An 18,794-nucleotide genomic window follows, 5' to 3' on the forward strand; every position below is an offset into this window, starting at 1 on the left:
ACCCTGCCCCGAGATCGTGATCAGAGCTTGCCGCTTTGAACCGGCTCGCTTGAAATCGGTTCCGGTTCGACCACGACGAATTCTTCCTGCTCGCGTGCGCAGGCGGCCACGACGGCGATAAAGCCAAGGGCTGCCAGTATTTTGATGCTCTTCGACATCTGTTTCTCCTATTAGAGGGATGCGCCTGGCCCCACTCCGAAAAGCCCTCACCGGGCGCATGTTGAATGGCCGCACTGTCCGGCGTACCCTGCGCAACGTTAGACACTACGGCACAGAATGGAAACGCGGGCACAGCCTGCCCATCCGCGGCTTTCCGCCAAACCGGAGACTGGGCAGACACGCTCAGACACCTTCCCATACACACGCCCCCGCGCTCACCCGGAAAACCTCGACAAACTGGGTTGTCTCAGGATCGGTCGTGCCAAAGGGAATGGCGCGGTCAAGCAAGGTAATCACCGCCATGTCGGGGCTCACATCACTTGCAGCGATGTACGGCAAGCTCACCGTGTGGCACAGATGCTCGAAATCCGGCTCGGCCATCGCAAAATCGACGCTGCCCCCGTCACGCGCGATCTCTGGCGCGATGAAACGAAACCGGAGCCATATCTCGGTGCCCACCGTATCGGCAATCACCTCGTGCAGATGGATGGGCTGACCTGAGGGCACGTCCAGTGCCCAAGCGCTCCCGACGCTGGCGGCCCAGATCGCCACCGCCAGCCCGCGCGTCAATGGTTGCGCAAGGCGTCGATCAACCCGGATTTGTCCATCTTTGAACGCCCGTCGATGCCGATTTCCTGCGCACGCTCGTAGAGATCTTCCCTGGTCCACTCCTCGTAAGGTGGAGCTTTGCCCCCTTTTCGCGATGGATCCATGTCCTTTGAGGCTTTTGCATTGGCGATGCGCGCTGCCTTTTCCTTGGAAGCGCCATCCGCGCGCAATGCCTCGTAGGTGGCATCGTCCTTGACGCTCTTGCCGTGATCCTTGGTCATATGATGCTCCTTTCGGAGCGAACGCCAGCCGTGCCATTGCGGTTCCCTGCACCTCAGAGAGGTATGTTGTCGTGTTTCTTCCAGGGCGTCTGGGCCTGCTTGTTTCGCAGGCTGGCAAAGGCACGCGCAACCCGCTTTCGGGTACTGCGCGGCTGAATGACTTCGTCCACAAACCCACGCTCCGCCGCGACAAAGGGATTGGCAAAACGCGCTTCGTAATCAGCCGTGTGCTGCGCCGTCTTCTGTGCATCCCCCAAATCACCGCGGTGCAGGATCTCCGTCGCCCCCTTGGCGCCCATCACAGCGATCTCTGCGGTCGGCCAGGCATAGTTGAAATCCGCCTGCAAGTGTTTGGACGCCATCACCACATAGGCCCCGCCGTAGGCTTTGCGCGTGATGACCGTCACCATGGGCACGGTCGCCTCACCGTAGGCAAAGAGCAGTTTCGCCCCATGTTTGATCACCCCGCCATATTCCTGGCTGGTGCCAGGCAGGAAGCCCGGGACGTCAATCAGGGTCAGGATCGGGATCTCGAAGGCGTCGCAGAACCGGACGAAACGCGCCGCCTTGCGCGAGCTGTCGATATCGAGGCACCCCGCCAGCACCATCGGCTGATTGGCCACCACCCCCACCGTGCGCCCTTCCAGACGGATGAACCCGGTGATGATGTTTGCCGCAAAGGCTTCCTGGATCTCGTAGAAATCGCCCTCATCCGCGAGCTTGAGGATCAGCTCTTTCATGTCATAGGGCGTGTTGGGGTTTTCGGGCACCAAAGTGTCCAGCGACGGCTCGATCCGCGCGGGATCATCAAAGAAGGGTCGCACCGGTGGGCGGGCGCGATTGTTGGCAGGCAGGAAATCCACCAGCCTGCGAACCTCGGCCAGAGCTTCCACATCATTTTCAAACGCCGCATCCGCGACAGAGGACTTCTTGGTGTGGGTCCCTGCCCCGCCCAACTCCTCCGCGGTGACATGTTCGTTGGTGACGGTCTTGACCACATCAGGGCCCGTGACGAACATGTAAGAGCTGTCCTTCACCATAAAGATGAAATCCGTCATGGCAGGCGAGTAGACAGCCCCGCCCGCGCAGGGGCCCATGATTACGCTGATCTGCGGCACCACGCCGGAAGCCATGATGTTGCGCTGAAACACGTCGCCGTAGCCCGCCAGCGAATCCACGCCCTCCTGAATGCGCGCACCGCCGGAATCGTTGATCCCGATCACCGGTGCGCCATTCTGCATCGCCATATCCATGATCTTGCAGATCTTTTTGGCGTGCGTTTCGGAGACCGAGCCGCCCAGCACGGTGAAGTCCTGACTGAAGACATACACGAGCCGACCATTGATCGTGCCCCATCCGGTCACGACACCATCGCCTGCCGGTTTCTGAGATTCCATCCCGAAATCGGTACAGCGGTGCGTCACGAACATGTCGAACTCTTCAAAGCTGCCTTCGTCCAGCAGCAGATCGACCCTTTCACGCGCGGTGAGTTTACCACGCCCGTGCTGCGCATCAATCCGCCGCTGGCCTCCGCCGAGCCGGGCATCCTCTCGACGATCTTCAAGCTGGTCGGAAATATCTTTCATGGCGGGTCCCTAAATTCAATTTTCGCTACCATATCGGAGAAGAACCGCCGAGCGTAGCGCTTTTTCGCTAATTTGCAAAGCTTATGCAGTCATCAATTTGCAAACTGCAAAGTTGCAAATTTTTCCCGATCAGCGGAGCACCTTTCGTGGACAACCCGTTGAAGTAGTATACTTTACCGATATGCGATCAACTCCCGATGTGCGGTTTCTGGACCGTTCCACCCCACCGCATATCGCGACACTCATCCTGTTGGCAGGCATGTCCGCGATGGTCATGAACATGTTTCTGCCCAGCTTGCGGAACATGGCTGAGGATTTCCAGACAGACTACGGCACGATGAACCTGTCGGTGGGCCTCTATCTCGGGATCAGCGCGGTTCTGCAGGTTATCATCGGTCCCCTGTCCGACAAGCTGGGTCGGCGGCCCGTGTTGCTCGGTGGTCTTTTCATTTTTCTGCTGGCGACCATCGGCTGCATCCTTGCCACCAACGCCACGATGTTTCTGTTCTTTCGCATGTGCCAGGCCACCGTGGCGGTGGCCATGGTGCTCAGCCGCGCGACGGTGCGGGATATGTTTGCGCAGGACAAGGCGGCATCCATGATCGGCTATGTGACCATGGGGATGGCGCTGGTGCCCATGGTGGCCCCGATGATCGGCGGCTTGCTGGATGAGCTCTTTGGATGGCGGGCGAACTTCTGGGCATTTCTGCTACTCGGAGCCATGACACTTTGGCTGGCCTGGGCCGATCAGGGCGAGACGGCACAGCAAAGCGGCAAGACCCTGCCCGAGCAGTTTCGCGAGTACCCCGAACTGCTGTGTTCGCCGCGGTTCTGGGGCTACTCGCTCTCCGCGGCCTTCTGCTCGGGTGCCTTCTTTGCCTATCTCGGCGGCGGCTCATTCGTGGGCGAAGTCGTATTCGGGATGTCGCCCTTCTGGGTGGGCGTCTACTTCGGCGCGCCGGCTGTGGGCTATTTCTTCGGCAACATGCTGACGGGGCTCATCGCACAGCGCGCGGGCGTAAACCGGCTGATCCTGATCGGCAGCCTCATCAACGCGGGCGGCATGCTGCTCTCCCTATCTTTGTTCCTGATCGGACAGGGCACAGCGCTCAGCTTTTTTGGCCTGATGGTCTTTGTGGGTTTGGGCAACGGGCTGGTGATCCCCAACGCCACCGCGGGCATGCTGTCGGTCCGACCCCATCTCGCAGGTTCCGCATCGGGCCTGGGCGGCGCGATCATGATCGGCGGCGGAGGCGCGCTCAGCGTGCTTGCAGGCAAGCTGCTCACACCGGAAACGGGAGCGCTGCCTTTGCTCTACATCATGGCGGCCACGTCTGTCGCGGCCGTTACCGCCATCCTGGTTGTCTACCGGCGTGAGCGTCGCCTGGCCAGACAAGCACGCGCCCATAGTTAGCACAGGAGTTCCATCAGTACCTACTGGGAGCTTCTGAGCGGACGCACGATCAGAGATCTGATTGATGCCCTATGACAACCAGGCCTCAAGCGACACTGATAGCCAGAATAGGAGCTGCCACCCGGTCCGGTAGGTTATCCAAAAACTGAAATATACCAGCTAGCAGTGCCTCAGAGGAACCGCCAAGACGTGAGGACCCACCACCCCTGGCCTCATGAGGAGCCGTCTACGGGTCCGGACAGTGCAGGGCCTATTTCGAGATCGCTCAGAGCATCAGCACCGTTCGGCAAGCCAACCTAGCGATCTGGGGACTGACTGCGGCAAGATCTTTCAGTGACCGGCCCACCATGTCTTGGCAGCTGAGACAGCTTCGTAAGCCGGCAGATCAGATCCTTTCGCTAGAGCGGCAAAGCAACCTTCCATCATGCGCTGAGATCTCCCGTTCGATTTCCTTGGGGACCGGTGATGAAACGGTTCGGCAGCGCCAATGCAACCTTGTGAAAGCAACAGACGGATGGCGGGCAAGCTGACCCCACGCGGTCTGTTTGGTTCAGGACGGGTTTTGCAAGTGGCACGGGCCCGACGGCGCATCTCATCTTGCCGCATCGCACCAAATCTTTTCCGTCACTGACTGCAAGTGAGATACGCCGATTACGGTATGTGCTCTTGTGCCGTCAGATGTCGTTGACGCGCCAGATAACCGGGCGCTGAGCTTGAGTTTTTTTGCCGGTGGGGCGGTCATGCCCTGCTCTTTTGCTCATGAACCGAACCGCCGCCAGGCTGGCAAAACCGAACCAGCCTTTCGACCGCCTCGACGGTCTTCAGCTCGTACGGGGGATCTGACCAGAGCATGCCAATCAGAGAGTGACAGCGATGATCGGGGAGCCGAATGGGTCCGGTTGCGTGGATCGATCCTGCAATTGGTGTCGGTTATGAAGCCGAGCATGGATGTAATCGCTCCGCACCGGTTGCCTTTTTTGATCGTAAATTCTCCATCGTAGGGCGATCCCCGACCAACAGCTGTGTGGTCTGCCCTTAGGCAGTCTTAATATCGGGCAGGTCGTCGAGTGGTGGCAGGTCGTCGCTGTCCAGATCCGGCAGGTCGGGCAGATCTGGTAGATCCGGCAGGTCAGGGAGATCCGGCAAATCCGGCGTTTCCTCTGAGCTCTCGGTATCGCCCGGACCATCAAGATCGGGCAGATCCGGCAAATCGGGGAGTTCCGGCAGCCCGCCTTCATCCGGTTGCGCGTCAAAACTTGGCAAATCAGGGAGGCCCTCGGGCTCGGCCGGATCCAGCGATGCAAGCGCCCCACTGTCGGGCAGATCAGCGAGGGTTGCGCCGGTGTCACCGCCCGGCTTGCTGATCTTGGCGCTTTTGGGGGCCTCCAACTGGATCGCGCGCTGACCGTCCATCTGACCCATGACGCCCTTGCGGATCGTACGACCCGTTATGGAGACAATCTCCACCGTGTCAAAGGCATCGGGACGAAGGGTCAACACATCCCCAACGGCGAAACCCTTGATCTTTGACAACGGCAGGCGCAACCGGCCCAGCACCGCAGTGAGGTCGGCATTCACGGCCATCATGCTGCTGCCCAGGTTCCGCTTTGGGGGGACGGGTTCGCCGAGCGGGTCGGAAGGCTCAATCGGCTCTTCGGCGTGGGTACCCGGGACCGGCAACAGCAACATCAGGCCTGATTGGAAGGCGCCGCCCGCGACATCAACCGTCAGCTTGATCAGCGTATATTCCTGAGCATCGAGCGCCAGGGCAAAGAGGCGCGCGCTTTCAACCCGGGCACCGAACTCAAACGGTGCGAGCAGCTCGCGGTCATCCTTGGCATCCAGCAAGGAGTACGCACGTTTGAAAAGCCCGTCGACCAGTGGTGCGCAGAGTGCTGCATCAGTCGCCGTCAGGGAACGCGGCTCCGGCGCGGTTTGACCGACGGACCCGGTGGTCTGTTGCTGGATCATCGCGCCAACCAGTTCCGGCCCGACCATCGCCCCGGCCGTGGTTCCCGCGGGCCCATCCATCAGCATCATCAGGTGCGTATCGTCGAGCTTTTCCTCAAGGTCCGAGCCATCGCAGCATTCCTGCGTGATGCCGATCACGACCATCGCCATATCGAAATCAGTATCGGCCACCTTTGCCAGGCTCACACGCAGCGCTTTAGGCACGGTCATGGCCCGTGCCTGATGCTCCTTTTTTCCGGCTTGCGCCTTGCGCTGCAAAACTGACATTCGTGGCCCTTGTCCCTGCACCCGGCGCCATGCGCACGCACCGGGATCCGCTTGAGCATCGAATAAGGGCCAATGGTTACGATTGCCTTTATGCCGCAGCGACCAAGACCATGCCCGTCATGCTTATTGCGCTGCCATGGCCGCCGCTTCGGGCAGCGTCACGCGGAAGGCCGTGCCGCCCGTGCCATCAAGATATCGTATGTCGCCGCCCAAACGCATCATGATCTCGCGACAAATGGCCAGGCCCAGACCCGCACCGTTGCCATCCTGTGCCCCAATCCGGCTGAACTTCTCGAAAATCACCTCCCGCACCGGCTTGTCAATTCCCGCACCGTTGTCGATGAAATCCACGGTGGTGTGCCCCGCCTGGGTTCCTACCTCGATCCGCAGCTCGGGCACCTCGGCCTCGCAGTATTTCTGGGCGTTGGAGATCAGGTTGATAAAGACCTGGCTCAGCCGGTCCAGATCCGTCTCCAGCATCACCGTTTCATCCACGTACCTGCGGCGGATCGCGACCGGCCGCGGCGCGCTGGCCTCTGCCGTGGCAATGGCCCGGTCCAGCAGATCCGACAGCCGGCCAGACTGCTGGTTGAGCGTCACCTGACCGTTCTCCAGCACGCTGAGGTCAAGCAGGTCATCCAGCAACCGGGTCAGACGGATCGCTTCCACATGGATGATGTCCGCGTATTTGCGCTGCTCGCGCAGGCTCAGACTGTCTGCGTCACGCAGGATCTCGGAAAAAGCGCGGATCGACGTCATCGGCGTGCGCAGCTCGTGGCTGATCTGGCTGAGGAACGCGTCTTTCTGATCGCTCAGCTGGACGAGCTTGTCATTGGCATCGCGCAGCTGCGCCGCGGTCTGGCTGAGCTCCCGGGACTTGGCTTCCAGCTGGTTGGAATACTCGAGGATCTGCGCGGATTCGTCCGCAACCGCCAGCAATTCCTGCACCGATACCGCGGCACCGCCCACAATCTGACCGATCATCGCATGCGCCGTGGCACCACCAACGGCGCCCGCCAGCTCCCGCTCCAACCGCTGCAGAAAGGCCACCGTCGGCTCCGGCAGATAGGCCCCCTGACCCTGGGCTTCCGCCTCTGCCCGGAACAGCGCCTGTGCTTCCTCCGCGCCGAGGATCCGCTGCGCCATGACCATCAGATCCTCGCTCTCGGCATCGGGCGCCTGCCAGCCCCGGGTCTTGACCGCGTGATCAAAGACGTTGACGAACTGCGCGCCCTGCAGCCGTTCCATCGGATGCGGAAAGCTGATCAAAGAGACACCCACGAAAGCGACCGTATTGAGCAACAGGCTCCACAGCACCGCATGGACCGTCGGATCAAGACCGGTGATACCAAAGAGCGCATGGGGCCGCAACCAGCCCAGGCCCCATAGCCCCGCGTCAAAGATCTGCGCGCCCAGTGCCGCGCCCACACCAAAACTGGGCAGCAGCATGGTAAAGATCCAGATCGCAAAACCGATGCCGAGCCCCGCAACGGCCCCCGCCCGCGTGGCTCCGCGCCAGAAAATCCCGCCCAGCATCGCCGGCAGAAACTGCGCCACCCCCGCAAAAGAGATCAGCCCGATTGCCGCCAGCGCTGCCGACCCACCTGAAAGCCGATAATAGATGTACCCAAACCCGATGATGGCCAATACCGCCAGCCGCCGCGACAACAGCACGACCTGTCGCACGTCGCCCGACTGGGTGGCGCTGCCCTGCCGGTAGTACAGAAATACCGGCATCACCATATGGTTCGACACCATCGTTGACAGCGCGAGGGTCGCCACGATGACCATCGAGGTTGCGGAGGAAAACCCGCCCAAAAAGCTGAGCATCGCGAGCCCCTCGCGCCCCTGGCTGAGCGGCAGGCTCAGCACGAAAAAATCCGGATTGGCGCCCGCGGGCAGCAGATCAAGGCCGATCACCGCGATGGGCACCACAAAGAGGCTCATCAGCATCAGGTAGAGCGGAAAGGCCCAGCTGGCGATTTGCAGGTGCCGCTCGTCGTCGTTCTCCACCACCATGACCTGAAACATCCGCGGCAAACACACAAACGCCGCCGCCGACACGAAGGTCAGCGCCATCCACCGACTGCCGTCCATCTGCCAGCTGCCCAAGGAGGAGGCGTCGATGCGCGCCAGCGTCTCTCCGACGCCGCCCGCGATGCCCCAGACGACGAAAGCACCCACAGACAGGAGCGCGATCAGCTTGACCACGGCCTCGACCGCCACTGCCGTGACGATCCCATGCTGGCGTTCGTTCACGTTGAGATTGCGCGTCCCGAAGATCACGGTGAAGACCGCAAGTCCCAGAGCGATCCAGAACCCAGCAGCGCCTTCCGACACGGACCCCGTTCCCCCCGGCTGCCCGGCCATGGCAAAGATCGACAGCGACGCGGTCACGGACTGCAACTGCAGGGCGATATAGGGCGTCACCCCGATCACGGCCATCAACGTCACCACCACGGCGAGACCGTTGGATTTGCCGTAGCGCGATGAGATCAAATCCGCGATGGAGGTGACCTTGAGGCTGCGTCCGATGCGCACGAGACGTCGCAGAACCCACCACCAGCCCACCATCACCAGACTGGGCCCCAGATAGATCGTCACATACTCCAGACCCGAGCGCGCCGCATAGCCCACCGCGCCGTAAAACGTCCAGGCCGTGCAATAGATCGACAGCGACAGCGTATAGATCAGCGGCGAGCGCAGGAACCACGCACCCTGTCCCCGGCTGGCGGCGCGGTCGGCGGCAAAGGCCACCGCAAAAAGCAGGACCACATAAGCCAGCGAGACCGCCACCAGCAGGTTGAGCGAGGTCACGGCGCGCCTTCCCCGGCGTCTGCCTGCTCAGGGCTCTGCGGCATCCGGTGGACCAGCAGCCCCGCGGCCACGATCAACAGCGCCCAGACGCTGAAGACGTAGAGAAGCGCCCGTGACATGGGCACCGCGCCCGCGCCGTCAGACGGCCACAGCAGCGGGATCATCCACAGCCCCGCCCCCACAAAGACCAAAAGCCGCACCGCATCGAGCAATCGCCGCAACCGGTAGCTGCCGCGCTCCAGAAAGAGCGGCGAGGTCCGGCGCCCCATGGATCAGCCCCTCTGCGCGTGCACGTAGAGCAGATCGCGCACCGCCGTCAGCACTTCGGTGTTGGAAAAAGGCTTGGTCATGAAACGGTTTACACCCGCTTTTTCCGCCATTTCCCGATCCCGGCTCTGTCCCCGAGCGGTCAACATCAGAACCGGCAGATCCGCGGTGGCCGCATCCCCGCGCAGATCATCGAGAATATCAAACCCGCTGCGCCCCGGCAGCATCACATCGAGCACCACCAGATCGGGCCTGCGCGCCCTTATCACCTCTACCGCGTCCGTACCGTCTGAATGCGTATCGACCTGCCAGCCCTCCCGGCTGAGCAAAAAACGCATGGCTTCGATGATGTTGAGCTCATCCTCAACCAACAGAACATGCTTTCCCATGGCAACCTCCTCCCCCGAGGCAGGCCCCCTGCGGACTAGATGTCCGTCTCCTCCCGGGGCCATATCAAACTATCGACGCTTTCCGCTGACCTGTCAAAGGTCTCGGACGCCTGACGGCACGTGAGTTTTCGTCCCGCGGTCTGCTCGCTCGGCCACATTGGCGCGGTGTCAGACAGAGGACGACGGGGCAACCCGCGCTTCTTGAGGCGCAAACAACCACGGCCCGGCTACGGGCGTCGCATTTGGTGATATTTCAAACAAGCCCGGCCCGCAGTATACGCTCCTAAAGCCGGATCTGCAGTGAAGGACCGGAAGCCTAGATCTCCGTACTGAGGATCGAGGGTTCGCGCCGGCCCGGACAATCGGCGCGCGGGCAGACGGTACAGGCCGACCCGACCTCCGTTGCCGTCGGGCTGTCCGCATCCGGATCGGGCAGAACGAGCATGGTTGCCTGCACCAAAGGGGCCTCATTATAGCCGGGCGCATCGCGGGGCTCGGCCACCGCGAAACATTCAAAGCCTGCCCGCCCCCGGCCCAGCTGAACCACGCTGCTGCGGCTGACCCGTCCGGGTTGGGACAACGCCCCAAAAAGCGGCCAGAGCGCACAGGCAGATCCGTAGCGCGGGATCACAAAATCCGTGGCGGACTTGCGAAACAGCAGGCTGCCCGCCCGGTCGCAGACCACCAGACCGGCATCCAGCCCCGGCAATGCCGCCAGACGCCGCAGTACCGTGCTGACCGGCACCTGCAGCGCCTCGGCCAGCGCGATTGGGTCAGGTCCGAGAGCCGACACCTGTGCCTCGACCCGCTGCATCGGGGCGGCTAGTGCATCGCGGGCGATCTGGCTCAGAATGCCCTGCGCGATCTGCCGGGCCGCGACCGAGCTCAAACTGCCATCAGCCGCGGCGATCAGGTCATCGGGCTGCTGCGCGCCCTCTTCCAGAGCGGGAAAGATGTAGTCATGTTCCTTCAGAAAGGCCTCGACCTCATCCTGAGGGCTGGCGCCTGCATCCTCGACCCCCTGACCCGCATCCAGATACTGCACCAGCGCCTTGGAGCTATCGGCGAGACGACGGCTGTCCTGATTGATGTTGGCGTGGAACCGGTCGCGCCAGTCGTCCGTCAGATCCTCCTCATCCGCCAGGATCGCGGCCGTCGCCCGGATCGCCGCCGCGGTTGACAGCACCTCGTGCACCGACGCGGCCAGTTGCGGATCGTGGGTCAGCCTGTCGGCCAGCGTCTCCACCGTGCGCTCCAGCGAACCGATCCGCTGGTGGCCGCGCGCCAGAACCTCTGCCCAGCCCGGGAACCGCCCGGCCAGTTCTTCCGCCCGCGCGGCCTCATCCGCTGGCAGACCCGCCGCGGTTGCCGCCTCCCGCAGGGCGGCGATCAGCGCGGCCTCTGCGCCATCGGTCAGGGCGGAGGGCTCCACGCCGAGCAGCCGCGCGACATCCAGCAGCAGTTTACCGCCGATTCTGCGGCGGTTGTGCTCGATTAGGTTGAGGTAGGACGCTGAAATTCCCAGATTACGTGCAAGCTCCGCCTGACGCAGCCCCACCACGGAGCGCCGCTCCCGGATGCGGCTACCGGTCAACCCTTCGCCTGCCATGGCATCCTCCCCTGGCAATATCGCGCGTTTTCAACGGGTTTCTGCGGCGCAACATCACACAATTTACAAATCACCCCGTGATCCTGTCGATTTATTGACAGAATAATTGAGCAATTCAAGGTACTTGTTGCGGAATTTTCTTTTCCCCCGCCTCATAGATTTGCATATCTATGCCGCACGGCGGACGACGGAGGGGTACGTCACGCCGGTGTTAATGAAATTGGGAGGAACTTAATGTCGAACTCTAACTTCACGCGCCGCGGGCTGATCCGCTCGGGCGCTGTTGCCGGTGCTGCGGGCATCGCGCTGCCGACATATCTGCGGGCCGATGCGCACGCGGGCTATCTGAACGCACCACAGGGCGACACCGTCACACTGGGCTTCAACGTGCCACAGTCGGGTCCCTATGCGGATGAGGGCGCGGACGAACTGCGCGCCTACGAGCTTGCTGTCGAGCATCTGAACGGCGGCGGCGACGGCGGCATGCTGAACACTTTCACGTCCAAGGCGTTGCAGGGCAACGGGATCCTGGGAAAGAAGGTCGAATACGTCACGGGCGACACGCAGACCAAATCCGACGCGGCTCGCGCCTCTGCCAAGTCCATGATCGAAAAGGACGGCGCGGTGATGATCACCGGCGGGTCGTCCTCCGGTGTGGCCGTGGCCGTACAGGCGCTTTGCCAGGAGGCAGGCGTGATCTTCATGGCGGGCCTCACGCACTCCAATGACACGACGGGCAAGGACAAGCGGGCCAATGGCTTCCGCCACTTCTTCAACTCCTACATGTCCGGTGCTGCTCTGGCGCCCGTGCTGTCGAACGCCTACGGCAACGACCGCAACGCCTACCACCTGACCGCAGACTACAACTGGGGCTACACCACCGAGGAAGCCGTGCGCTCCTCTACCGAGGCACTGGGCTGGAACACCGTGAACGCCGTCAAAACCCCGCTGACGGCCACCGACTTCTCCGCCTACATCACGCCGGTGCTGCAATCGGACGCGGATGTGCTGGTGCTGAACCACTACGGCGGCAACATGGTCAACTCTCTGACCAACGCGGTGCAGTTCGGCCTGCGCGACCGGATGGTCAACGGCAAGCAGTTCGAGATCATCGTCCCGCTCTACAGCCGTCTGATGGCCAAGGGTGCGGGTGCCAACGTCAAGGGCATCTTCGGCTCCACCAACTGGCACTGGTCCTTGCAGGATCCGGGCAGCAAGGCCTTCGTGCAATCCTTCGGCACGAAATACGGCTTCCCGCCCAGCCAGGCGGCGCACACGTGCTACGTTCAGGCGCTGCTCTATGCGGATGCGTGCGAACGCGCGGGCACCTTCAACCCCTGCGGTGTGGTCGAAGCGCTCGAAGGGTTCGAGTTCGACGGCATGGGCAACGGCCCGACGCTCTACCGCGCCGAGGATCACCAGTGCTTCAAGGACGTGCTCGTGGTGAAGGGGAAAGAGAACCCCACCTCCGAGTTCGACCTGCTGGAGATCGTCGAGGTCACACCCGTCGATCAGGTGACATACGCGCCGGATCATCCGCAGTTCGCGGGCGGCTCCTTAGGCACCTGCAACCCCGGCGCCTGATCCGACCCAAGATACAGGGCGGCGCAATGCCGTCGCCCTGTCCTGCCCCGGGGCAATCGGGGCATTCACTCGCTTCATGAAGGTGCGACCATGGACGCAATCATTCTGCAGATTCTCAACGGTCTGGACAAAGGCTCGGCTTACGCGCTGATCGCGCTCGGTCTGACGCTGATCTTCGGTACGCTGGGGGTCGTGAATTTCGCTCACGGGGCGCTGTTCATGATCGGGGCCTTCTGCGCTGTCACACTCAGCCGGATCCTGACGCTGAGCCATGAAGTCGTGGACGAGACCCGCACCGATTTCCTGGGCAATCCGCTGAAAGTGGATGTGCCCTACCTCTATGACATCTTCGGGCAGACCACGGGCGATGCGATCATCGACTGGGCGGTGCCCATCTCGATCCTCTTTGCGATCCCGGTCATGGTCTTTATCGGCTTTGCCATGGAACGCGGGCTGATCAAGCACTTCTACAAGCGCCCGCACGCGGACCAGATCCTCGTGACCTTTGGTCTGGCCATCGTGCTGCAGGAGATCATCAAGTATTTCTACGGCGCCAACCCCATTCCCACACCCGCCCCCTCCGCCTTTACCGGCTCTTTCGATTTCGGCGCGATGCTGGGGTTTGATCCGGGCAGCATCATCTACCCTTACTGGCGGATCATCTATTTCATGTTCGCCGCTGTGATCATCGGTGCGGTCTTTGCCTTCCTGCAATTCACCACCTTTGGCATGGTCGTCCGGGCTGGTATGGCCGACCGCGAGACCGTGGGCCTTCTGGGCATCAACATCGACAAGCGTTTTACCATCATGTTCGGTATCGCCGCCGCCGTCGCGGGGCTCGCAGGGGTGATGTACACGCCCATCAACTCGCCCAACTACCACATGGGCATGGATTTCCTGGTGCTGAGCTTCGTCGTGGTGGTGGTGGGCGGCATGGGCTCGCTGCCCGGGGCCGTGCTCGCAGGCTTCCTGCTGGGCATATTGGAGAGCTTTGCCTCCATGGCCATCGTGCTTGAGACCCTGCCCGGCATCAACCAGATCATCATCTATCTGGTCGCGATCATCATCTTGCTGACACGTCCCCGCGGCCTCATGGGCCGCAAGGGCGTGATGGAGGACTAATCATGGGTCTGACGAAAAAAGACTTCACGCTTCTGATCATCGTGGCCGTCCTGTGCCTCTTTGCGCCCTTCATCCTGAACCCCTTCCCCGAAGGCTCCGCCATGGCGCAGTTCAACGCGGGCTACCCGGATCTGATGCAGCGGCTGGTGATCTTTGGCATCTTTGCCATCGGCTTCAACATCCTCTTTGGGCTGACGGGCTATCTCAGCTTTGGCCACGCGGCGTTCCTGGGTGTCGGCTCTTATGCCGCGATCTGGATGATGAAGCTGCTGACCATGAACGTGATCCCCGCCATCATCGTATCGGTGGCCGTCGCCGGGCTCTTCTCGCTGCTGGTGGGCTGGATCTCCTTGCGCCGTTCGGGGATCTATTTCTCCATCCTGACGCTGGCCTTCGCACAGATGTCCTATTCGCTGGCCTATTCCGTGCTGACGCCGATCACCGGTGGCGAAACCGGATTGCAGCCGAAATACACCGATCCGCGCATCCTAGACGGCGACCTGCCGCCCGGCGAGACACCGCGCGCCAACCTCTTCGGTCTCGACATGAAGGACAGCACGCAGATCACCATGGGGGACTGGGTCTTTACCTTCAACGCGGGCTATTACGTGGCGGCAGTGGTCATGCTGGTGGCCTTCTACGTCTCCATCCGCATCTTCCGATCCCCCTTTGGCATGATGCTGCGCGCGGTGAAATCGAACCAGCAGCGGCTGAACTACACCGGGCTCAACTCCAAACCCTACACGCTCGCGGCCTTTGTGATCTCGGGCATGTACGCGGGGCTCGCAGGGGGTCTGCTGGTGGCGATGGACACCCAGGTGGGCGCCGAACGGATGTTCTGGACTGCCTCCGGCGAGGTGGTTCTGATGACCATCCTGGGCGGGGCGGGCACGCTGATCGGGCCGGTGCTGGGTGCGGGCTTCATCAAGTATTTCGAAAACATCATCTCCAAGATCAACGAAAGCATCCTGCACCAGTGGTTTGCCTTCATGCCCGACGGGATCGAGGATTTCCTCGTTTCCATGGTCTACCCCTTCATCGGCAAGGGCTGGCACCTGACGCTGGGCATCGTCTTCATGCTGGTGGTGATCTTCCTGCCCGGCGGGCTGGTCGAGGGTGGCCAGCGCGTCGCGCGGCTGTTCAAGCGCCGCAAGCCCAGCAGTGACAAACCCGACGGCAAGACGACCCCCGCGGAATAAGGAGACAGGCAATGGGCATTCTCGAGGTCAAGAACGTCGGCAAGCGCTTTGGCGGATTGCAGGCTCTGGGGGACGTGAACCTGAGCATCGCGGAAAACACGGTGCACGCGATCATCGGACCGAACGGGGCAGGCAAATCAACGCTGCTCAACTGCCTCGTGGGCAAGCTGATCCCGGACACCGGGTCGGTGATGTTTGACGGGAAATCTGTCCTGGGGCGCAAACCCTACGAGATCAATCAGATGGGCATTTCCCGCGTGTTCCAGACGCCCGAGATCTTCGCCGATCTGAGCGTGATGGAAAACATGATGATCCCCTGTTTCGCCAAGCGCGACGGGGCCTTTCAGATGAACGCCATCGCCACGATCCCCTCGCAGCGCGACGTGATTGCCAGCGCAGAACAGATGCTGGAGGACATGAACATGGCGGACAAGCGCCACATGCACGCAGGCTCCCTGTCGCGCGGGGACAAGCGGCGGCTGGAAATCGGCATGTGCCTTTCCCAGGAACCGCGGCTCTTGCTGCTGGACGAGCCCACCGCGGGCATGGCGCGGGCCGATACCAACAACACCATCGACCTCTTGAAGCAGATCAGCGAAGAGCGTGACATCACCATCGCGATCATCGAGCACGACATGCATGTGGTGTTCTCCCTCGCGGAGCGGATCACTGTGCTGGCACAAGGCACGCCGCTGGTCGAGGACACACCCGACCGTATCAAGGGCAACCCCAAGGTGCGCGAAGCCTACCTGGGCGAGACCCAGGATGCGGCCTGAGGAAGGACCAGTCACATGAACGTCAAACCCGATTTCTCCAAGAACGCCAATCAGGCGGCCACGGCCCCGGCTTTCCTGTCCGTCTGGGACATGCACGCCTACTACGGCGAGAGCTACATCGTGCAGGGCATCAGCTTTAACGTCCACGAAGGCGAGATCCTCGCGCTGCTTGGCCGCAACGGCGCGGGCAAGACCTCCACCTTGCGCGCCATTGCACGGCTGGACGCGCCCGAAGTGCAGCGCGGCGAGATCTGGCTCGACCACCAGCCGCTGCACAAGATGGCCAGCCATGAGGCAAGCCAGGCGGGCCTCGGCCTCGTGCCCGAAGACCGCCGGATCATCGCCGGGCTCACGGTCGAGGAAAACCTCAAGCTGGCCCAGATCGCCCCGCCCATCGGCTGGTCGCTGGAGCGGGTCTATGACCTCTTCCCCCGCCTGCGCGAACGCCGCACGCAGGAGGGTGTCACGCTCTCGGGCGGCGAGCAGCAGATGCTCTCCATCGCCCGGGCGCTCTGCCGCGACATCAAGGTGCTGCTGCTGGATGAGCCCTACGAAGGGCTCGCCCCGGTGATCGTAGACGAGATCGAAAAGACGCTCCGCGTGATCAAGGAACAAGGGATCACCACGATCCTTGTCGAGCAAAACGCCGTACGCGCCCTGCAACTGGCCGACCGGGCCGTGATCCTGGATACAGGCGGCATCGTCTTTGACGGCACCGCGGCGGAAGTGCTGGAGAACAAGGAGTTGCGGGAAGAATATCTCGCCATCTGATGCCAGCGTGGCGGCACCTCTCGGTCGTGGTCACTGAAACTGGACGGAGTGTGAAAGGCCCCTGCGACCGCTGACCGGGTCTTGGTCTGGACGTGTGACGTCACGGTGTGTTTCCCACTTTTGGGACCCAGACCCGTTGAACCTTCCACCGTCAGCTTGTCAGGTTTTACCGATGTCACGGCATCTCTGCCCGGGAACAGTGCCGTCCTCTCGGATAGAGGTGACGCTGCCGATGGACAAAACCGACATTCCCGAAAAAGCGCCTAATCAAGCCACGGACGTGGCCTGAAACCAGAAGAGGGAAACCAGAACTCCCGCGCGGCGCAAACCGGAGACTTTCATCATATCTGCGCTGAAGGTGCTCCTGACCCTAGACCCGCAGCGACACAGCGGACCCGGTCGCATGCACCGAGAGCGACGCTGCGGCCACGTGATCGCGCGTCTCCACAAAGACCGACAGGTTATCGGCCGTGCCTTGCTTGACCGTGAAGGCTTCATGCGCCCAGACAAGGGTCTGCGTTCCGGTCACCACCAGCTTACCGCGGTCGATGTCGCTTTTCATATCCTTGATCATGTCCGACCGAAGATTGAGCAGCTCCACCTCCGTCGCCCCCTGCGCGACAGCGCGCATTCGCTCGACCATCTTGCCATCACCGGTGTCGAACAACGCCAGCTTGGCGAGCGATATCTCCGCCTCCATCAGCTTGGCCGCGCGCAGTATCATCAGTTTGGCATCGACCTGATCGGCAACCGCCCGGTCCACCAGGCCGTCGAATTCAGCGCGCCGCTGATCCCCTTCTGCCGCGCTGCGCCGGGCCGCATCCAGACGCAAGGCCTCCCCCGCACTGGCCAGCGCGGTCTCGTAGGCGGTCACACCTTCCTTCACGGCCTCGGGCATCCCCTCCCACAGCTCGGACGCCTTGATCTGATCCAGCGTCATATCCTGGGGCAGCGCGGTACCGCTCACCGCCTCGATCACCTGCCGCAGGGACTGGCCCAACCGGGTCGCCTCCTGTGTGAGAACATCGCGCAGCTGGCGCGAGAAATCCGAGTACATGTCCGAGGACGACATCGGCCTGCCGGGATCCGCATAGACCCCGGGCATGCCGTGATCAGGGACCCCCGAGACTGAAATTGACGGCCCGTGGATGTCCCGCCCGCCGCCCAGCTCCGAAAAGCTGATGGCCGTGACCTGCCGTACGCGCCCTGTCTGCAAACCGCTCAACTGACCGGTGAAGCTGCTGCCAAACCCTGAAAGCTGCATCGCGCGCACCCTCCGCATCGCTCCGCGGTTGGCATTCGACACGACCGGCGGGCCCAGAAACTCTGCAGGATTCTCTGCGACCCCGACAGCATCCGCCAGAAATCCTTACAAGCCGTGAACGCCTCGCCATAAGCATATGACACCTCCCCCGACCACTACTCGGGTGCGGCGCGGCAACTCACGTGACGTAAACAGGCGGGTTTTCATGCCCAAGGCCTTCGCCTATAGAGGGATTGAGGACAAAGAGCCCAGCAAAGACGGCTCCCCCGAATGGTCGAGGACATAAATGACAAAAAAGAACCATGATGCCGACGTGGCCTTTATACAGGCCCTGGCCGAACTGCTGCGTGAAAACGATCTGACGGAACTGCAGGTAAAAAGGGACTATGGCGCGGACGACAGCCTGAACGTGCGCGTAAGCCGCCATCTGCAGCAAGCACCGGCCAGCGTTCAGGTTGCGGCCCCTGCCGCCGCCTCGGCACCCGCCGCAGCGCCGGCCCCGGCAGAGGCCAGTGACGACCCCGCAGACCATCCCGGTGCCGTCACATCCCCGATGGTTGGCACGGTCTATATGCAGGCCGAACCGGGTGCCGCCTCCTTCATCACCGTGGGCGCCAGCGTCGCCGAAGGCGACACGCTGCTGATCGTCGAGGCGATGAAGACCATGAACCACATCCCCGCGCCCCGCGCGGGCACCGTCAAACGCATTCTGGTTGAAGACGGCGCCGCCGTCGAATTCGGCACCCCGCTCGTGATCGTGGAATAAGGC

General features: G+C 62.2%; 17 protein-coding genes. 7 read left to right on the forward strand and 10 right to left on the reverse strand.

The features are described 5' to 3' along the window. Nucleotides 1-20: 20 nt before the first annotated feature. The 4 genes from Q1A53_RS02855 to Q1A53_RS02870 form a co-directional block, all read right to left on the reverse strand. Nucleotides 21-158: a hypothetical protein gene (locus tag Q1A53_RS02855; RefSeq protein ID WP_299962715.1), complete on the reverse strand. Its 138-nt coding sequence runs from the start codon at nucleotides 156-158 to the stop codon at nucleotides 21-23. Nucleotides 159-342: 184 nt separating this feature from the next. Beyond that, complete coding sequence (locus tag Q1A53_RS02860; RefSeq protein WP_299962717.1) at nucleotides 343-729, reverse strand: DUF6497 family protein; 387 nt, start codon at nucleotides 727-729, stop codon at nucleotides 343-345. Next, the gene (locus tag Q1A53_RS02865) at nucleotides 726-989 is read right to left on the reverse strand and encodes a Rho termination factor (RefSeq protein WP_299962719.1); all 264 of its coding nucleotides are present in this window, start codon (nucleotides 987-989) and stop codon (nucleotides 726-728) included. Before Q1A53_RS02865 ends, Q1A53_RS02860 begins: the two co-directional genes overlap by 4 nt. 53 nt (nucleotides 990-1,042) lie before the next feature. After that, complete coding sequence (locus Q1A53_RS02870; RefSeq protein WP_299962721.1) at nucleotides 1,043-2,575, reverse strand: acyl-CoA carboxylase subunit beta; 1,533 nt, start codon at nucleotides 2,573-2,575, stop codon at nucleotides 1,043-1,045. Nucleotides 2,576-2,756: 181 nt separating this feature from the next. Between Q1A53_RS02870 and Q1A53_RS02875 the strand changes: the two genes are divergently transcribed. Next, the gene (locus Q1A53_RS02875; protein WP_299962722.1) at nucleotides 2,757-3,989 is read left to right on the forward strand and encodes a multidrug effflux MFS transporter; all 1,233 of its coding nucleotides are present in this window, start codon (nucleotides 2,757-2,759) and stop codon (nucleotides 3,987-3,989) included. Between the two features lie 1,035 nt (nucleotides 3,990-5,024). On the opposite strand, the gene Q1A53_RS02880 is transcribed toward Q1A53_RS02875, so the two are convergent. From Q1A53_RS02880 to Q1A53_RS02900, 5 genes are all read right to left on the reverse strand, one after another. Beyond that, nucleotides 5,025-6,170, reverse strand: a complete 1,146-nt coding sequence (locus Q1A53_RS02880) for a flagellar motor switch protein FliM (protein ID WP_299962724.1) — start codon at nucleotides 6,168-6,170, stop codon at nucleotides 5,025-5,027. Nucleotides 6,171-6,350: 180 nt separating this feature from the next. Next, nucleotides 6,351-9,044: a sensor histidine kinase gene (locus tag Q1A53_RS02885; protein WP_299962727.1), complete on the reverse strand. Its 2,694-nt coding sequence runs from the start codon at nucleotides 9,042-9,044 to the stop codon at nucleotides 6,351-6,353. Continuing rightward, entirely contained in the window at nucleotides 9,041-9,313 is a 273-nt protein-coding gene (locus Q1A53_RS02890) for a hypothetical protein (protein WP_299962729.1), read from the reverse strand. Before Q1A53_RS02890 ends, Q1A53_RS02885 begins: the two co-directional genes overlap by 4 nt. A 3-nt stretch (nucleotides 9,314-9,316) precedes the next feature. Next, nucleotides 9,317-9,700 carry a response regulator gene (locus tag Q1A53_RS02895; protein WP_299962731.1) on the reverse strand — a complete coding sequence of 128 codons (384 nt, stop codon included), beginning with the start codon at nucleotides 9,698-9,700 and terminating at the stop codon, nucleotides 9,317-9,319. A 316-nt stretch (nucleotides 9,701-10,016) separates the two neighbouring features. Further along, nucleotides 10,017-11,309 carry a helix-turn-helix transcriptional regulator gene (locus Q1A53_RS02900; RefSeq protein WP_299962733.1) on the reverse strand — a complete coding sequence of 431 codons (1,293 nt, stop codon included), beginning with the start codon at nucleotides 11,307-11,309 and terminating at the stop codon, nucleotides 10,017-10,019. Between the two features lie 234 nt (nucleotides 11,310-11,543). Here Q1A53_RS02900 and Q1A53_RS02905 point away from each other — a divergent pair, with 234 nt between their 5' ends. From Q1A53_RS02905 to Q1A53_RS02925, 5 genes are all read left to right on the forward strand, one after another. Beyond that, nucleotides 11,544-12,893: a substrate-binding protein gene (locus Q1A53_RS02905; protein WP_299962735.1), complete on the forward strand. Its 1,350-nt coding sequence runs from the start codon at nucleotides 11,544-11,546 to the stop codon at nucleotides 12,891-12,893. 90 nt (nucleotides 12,894-12,983) lie between these two features. Then, nucleotides 12,984-14,015, forward strand: a complete 1,032-nt coding sequence (locus Q1A53_RS02910; protein ID WP_299962737.1) for a branched-chain amino acid ABC transporter permease — start codon at nucleotides 12,984-12,986, stop codon at nucleotides 14,013-14,015. Further along, on the forward strand, nucleotides 14,015-15,214 hold the full coding sequence (locus Q1A53_RS02915; protein WP_299963068.1) for a branched-chain amino acid ABC transporter permease: 1,200 nt from the start codon (nucleotides 14,015-14,017) through the stop codon (nucleotides 15,212-15,214). Before Q1A53_RS02910 ends, Q1A53_RS02915 begins: the two co-directional genes overlap by 1 nt. Before the next feature lie 11 nt (nucleotides 15,215-15,225). Beyond that, on the forward strand, nucleotides 15,226-15,990 hold the full coding sequence (locus Q1A53_RS02920) for an ABC transporter ATP-binding protein (protein ID WP_299962739.1): 765 nt from the start codon (nucleotides 15,226-15,228) through the stop codon (nucleotides 15,988-15,990). A 15-nt stretch (nucleotides 15,991-16,005) separates the two neighbouring features. Beyond that, a complete protein-coding gene (locus Q1A53_RS02925; protein WP_299962741.1) occupies nucleotides 16,006-16,761 on the forward strand; it encodes an ABC transporter ATP-binding protein in 756 nt (251 codons plus the stop codon). 370 nt (nucleotides 16,762-17,131) lie between these two features. Here Q1A53_RS02925 and Q1A53_RS02930 read toward each other — a convergent pair whose 3' ends face one another. Beyond that, on the reverse strand, nucleotides 17,132-18,025 hold the full coding sequence (locus tag Q1A53_RS02930; RefSeq protein WP_299962743.1) for a hypothetical protein: 894 nt from the start codon (nucleotides 18,023-18,025) through the stop codon (nucleotides 17,132-17,134). Between the two features lie 286 nt (nucleotides 18,026-18,311). On the opposite strand from Q1A53_RS02930, the gene accB reads away from it, so the two are divergent. Next, nucleotides 18,312-18,791, forward strand: a complete 480-nt coding sequence (accB, locus tag Q1A53_RS02935) for an acetyl-CoA carboxylase biotin carboxyl carrier protein (RefSeq protein ID WP_299962745.1) — start codon at nucleotides 18,312-18,314, stop codon at nucleotides 18,789-18,791. Nucleotides 18,792-18,794 lie beyond the last annotated feature (3 nt).

Origin of the sequence: uncultured Roseobacter sp., assembly GCF_947496515.1 — a bacterium.
Taxonomy (GTDB): Bacteria; Pseudomonadota; Alphaproteobacteria; order Rhodobacterales; family Rhodobacteraceae; genus Roseobacter.

Bases quoted from the DNA above. Each gene is read 5' to 3' on its own strand.
- Q1A53_RS02855 (WP_299962715.1), bottom strand. From the start codon at position 158: ATGTCGAAGAGCATCAAAATACTGGCAGCCCTTGGCTTTATCGCCGTC.
- Q1A53_RS02865 (WP_299962719.1), bottom strand. From the start codon at position 989: ATGACCAAGGATCACGGCAAGAGCGTCAAGGACGATGCCACCTACGAG.
- Q1A53_RS02870 (WP_299962721.1), bottom strand. From the start codon at position 2,575: ATGAAAGATATTTCCGACCAGCTTGAAGATCGTCGAGAGGATGCCCGG.
- Q1A53_RS02875 (WP_299962722.1), top strand. From the start codon at position 2,757: ATGCGATCAACTCCCGATGTGCGGTTTCTGGACCGTTCCACCCCACCG.
- Q1A53_RS02880 (WP_299962724.1), bottom strand. From the start codon at position 6,170: ATGACCGTGCCTAAAGCGCTGCGTGTGAGCCTGGCAAAGGTGGCCGAT.
- Q1A53_RS02890 (WP_299962729.1), bottom strand. From the start codon at position 9,313: ATGGGGCGCCGGACCTCGCCGCTCTTTCTGGAGCGCGGCAGCTACCGG.
- Q1A53_RS02895 (WP_299962731.1), bottom strand. From the start codon at position 9,700: ATGGGAAAGCATGTTCTGTTGGTTGAGGATGAGCTCAACATCATCGAA.
- Q1A53_RS02900 (WP_299962733.1), bottom strand. From the start codon at position 11,309: ATGGCAGGCGAAGGGTTGACCGGTAGCCGCATCCGGGAGCGGCGCTCC.
- Q1A53_RS02905 (WP_299962735.1), top strand. From the start codon at position 11,544: ATGTCGAACTCTAACTTCACGCGCCGCGGGCTGATCCGCTCGGGCGCT.
- Q1A53_RS02910 (WP_299962737.1), top strand. From the start codon at position 12,984: ATGGACGCAATCATTCTGCAGATTCTCAACGGTCTGGACAAAGGCTCG.
- Q1A53_RS02920 (WP_299962739.1), top strand. From the start codon at position 15,226: ATGGGCATTCTCGAGGTCAAGAACGTCGGCAAGCGCTTTGGCGGATTG.
- Q1A53_RS02925 (WP_299962741.1), top strand. From the start codon at position 16,006: ATGAACGTCAAACCCGATTTCTCCAAGAACGCCAATCAGGCGGCCACG.
- Q1A53_RS02930 (WP_299962743.1), bottom strand. From the start codon at position 18,025: ATGCAGCTTTCAGGGTTTGGCAGCAGCTTCACCGGTCAGTTGAGCGGT.
- accB (WP_299962745.1), top strand. From the start codon at position 18,312: ATGACAAAAAAGAACCATGATGCCGACGTGGCCTTTATACAGGCCCTG.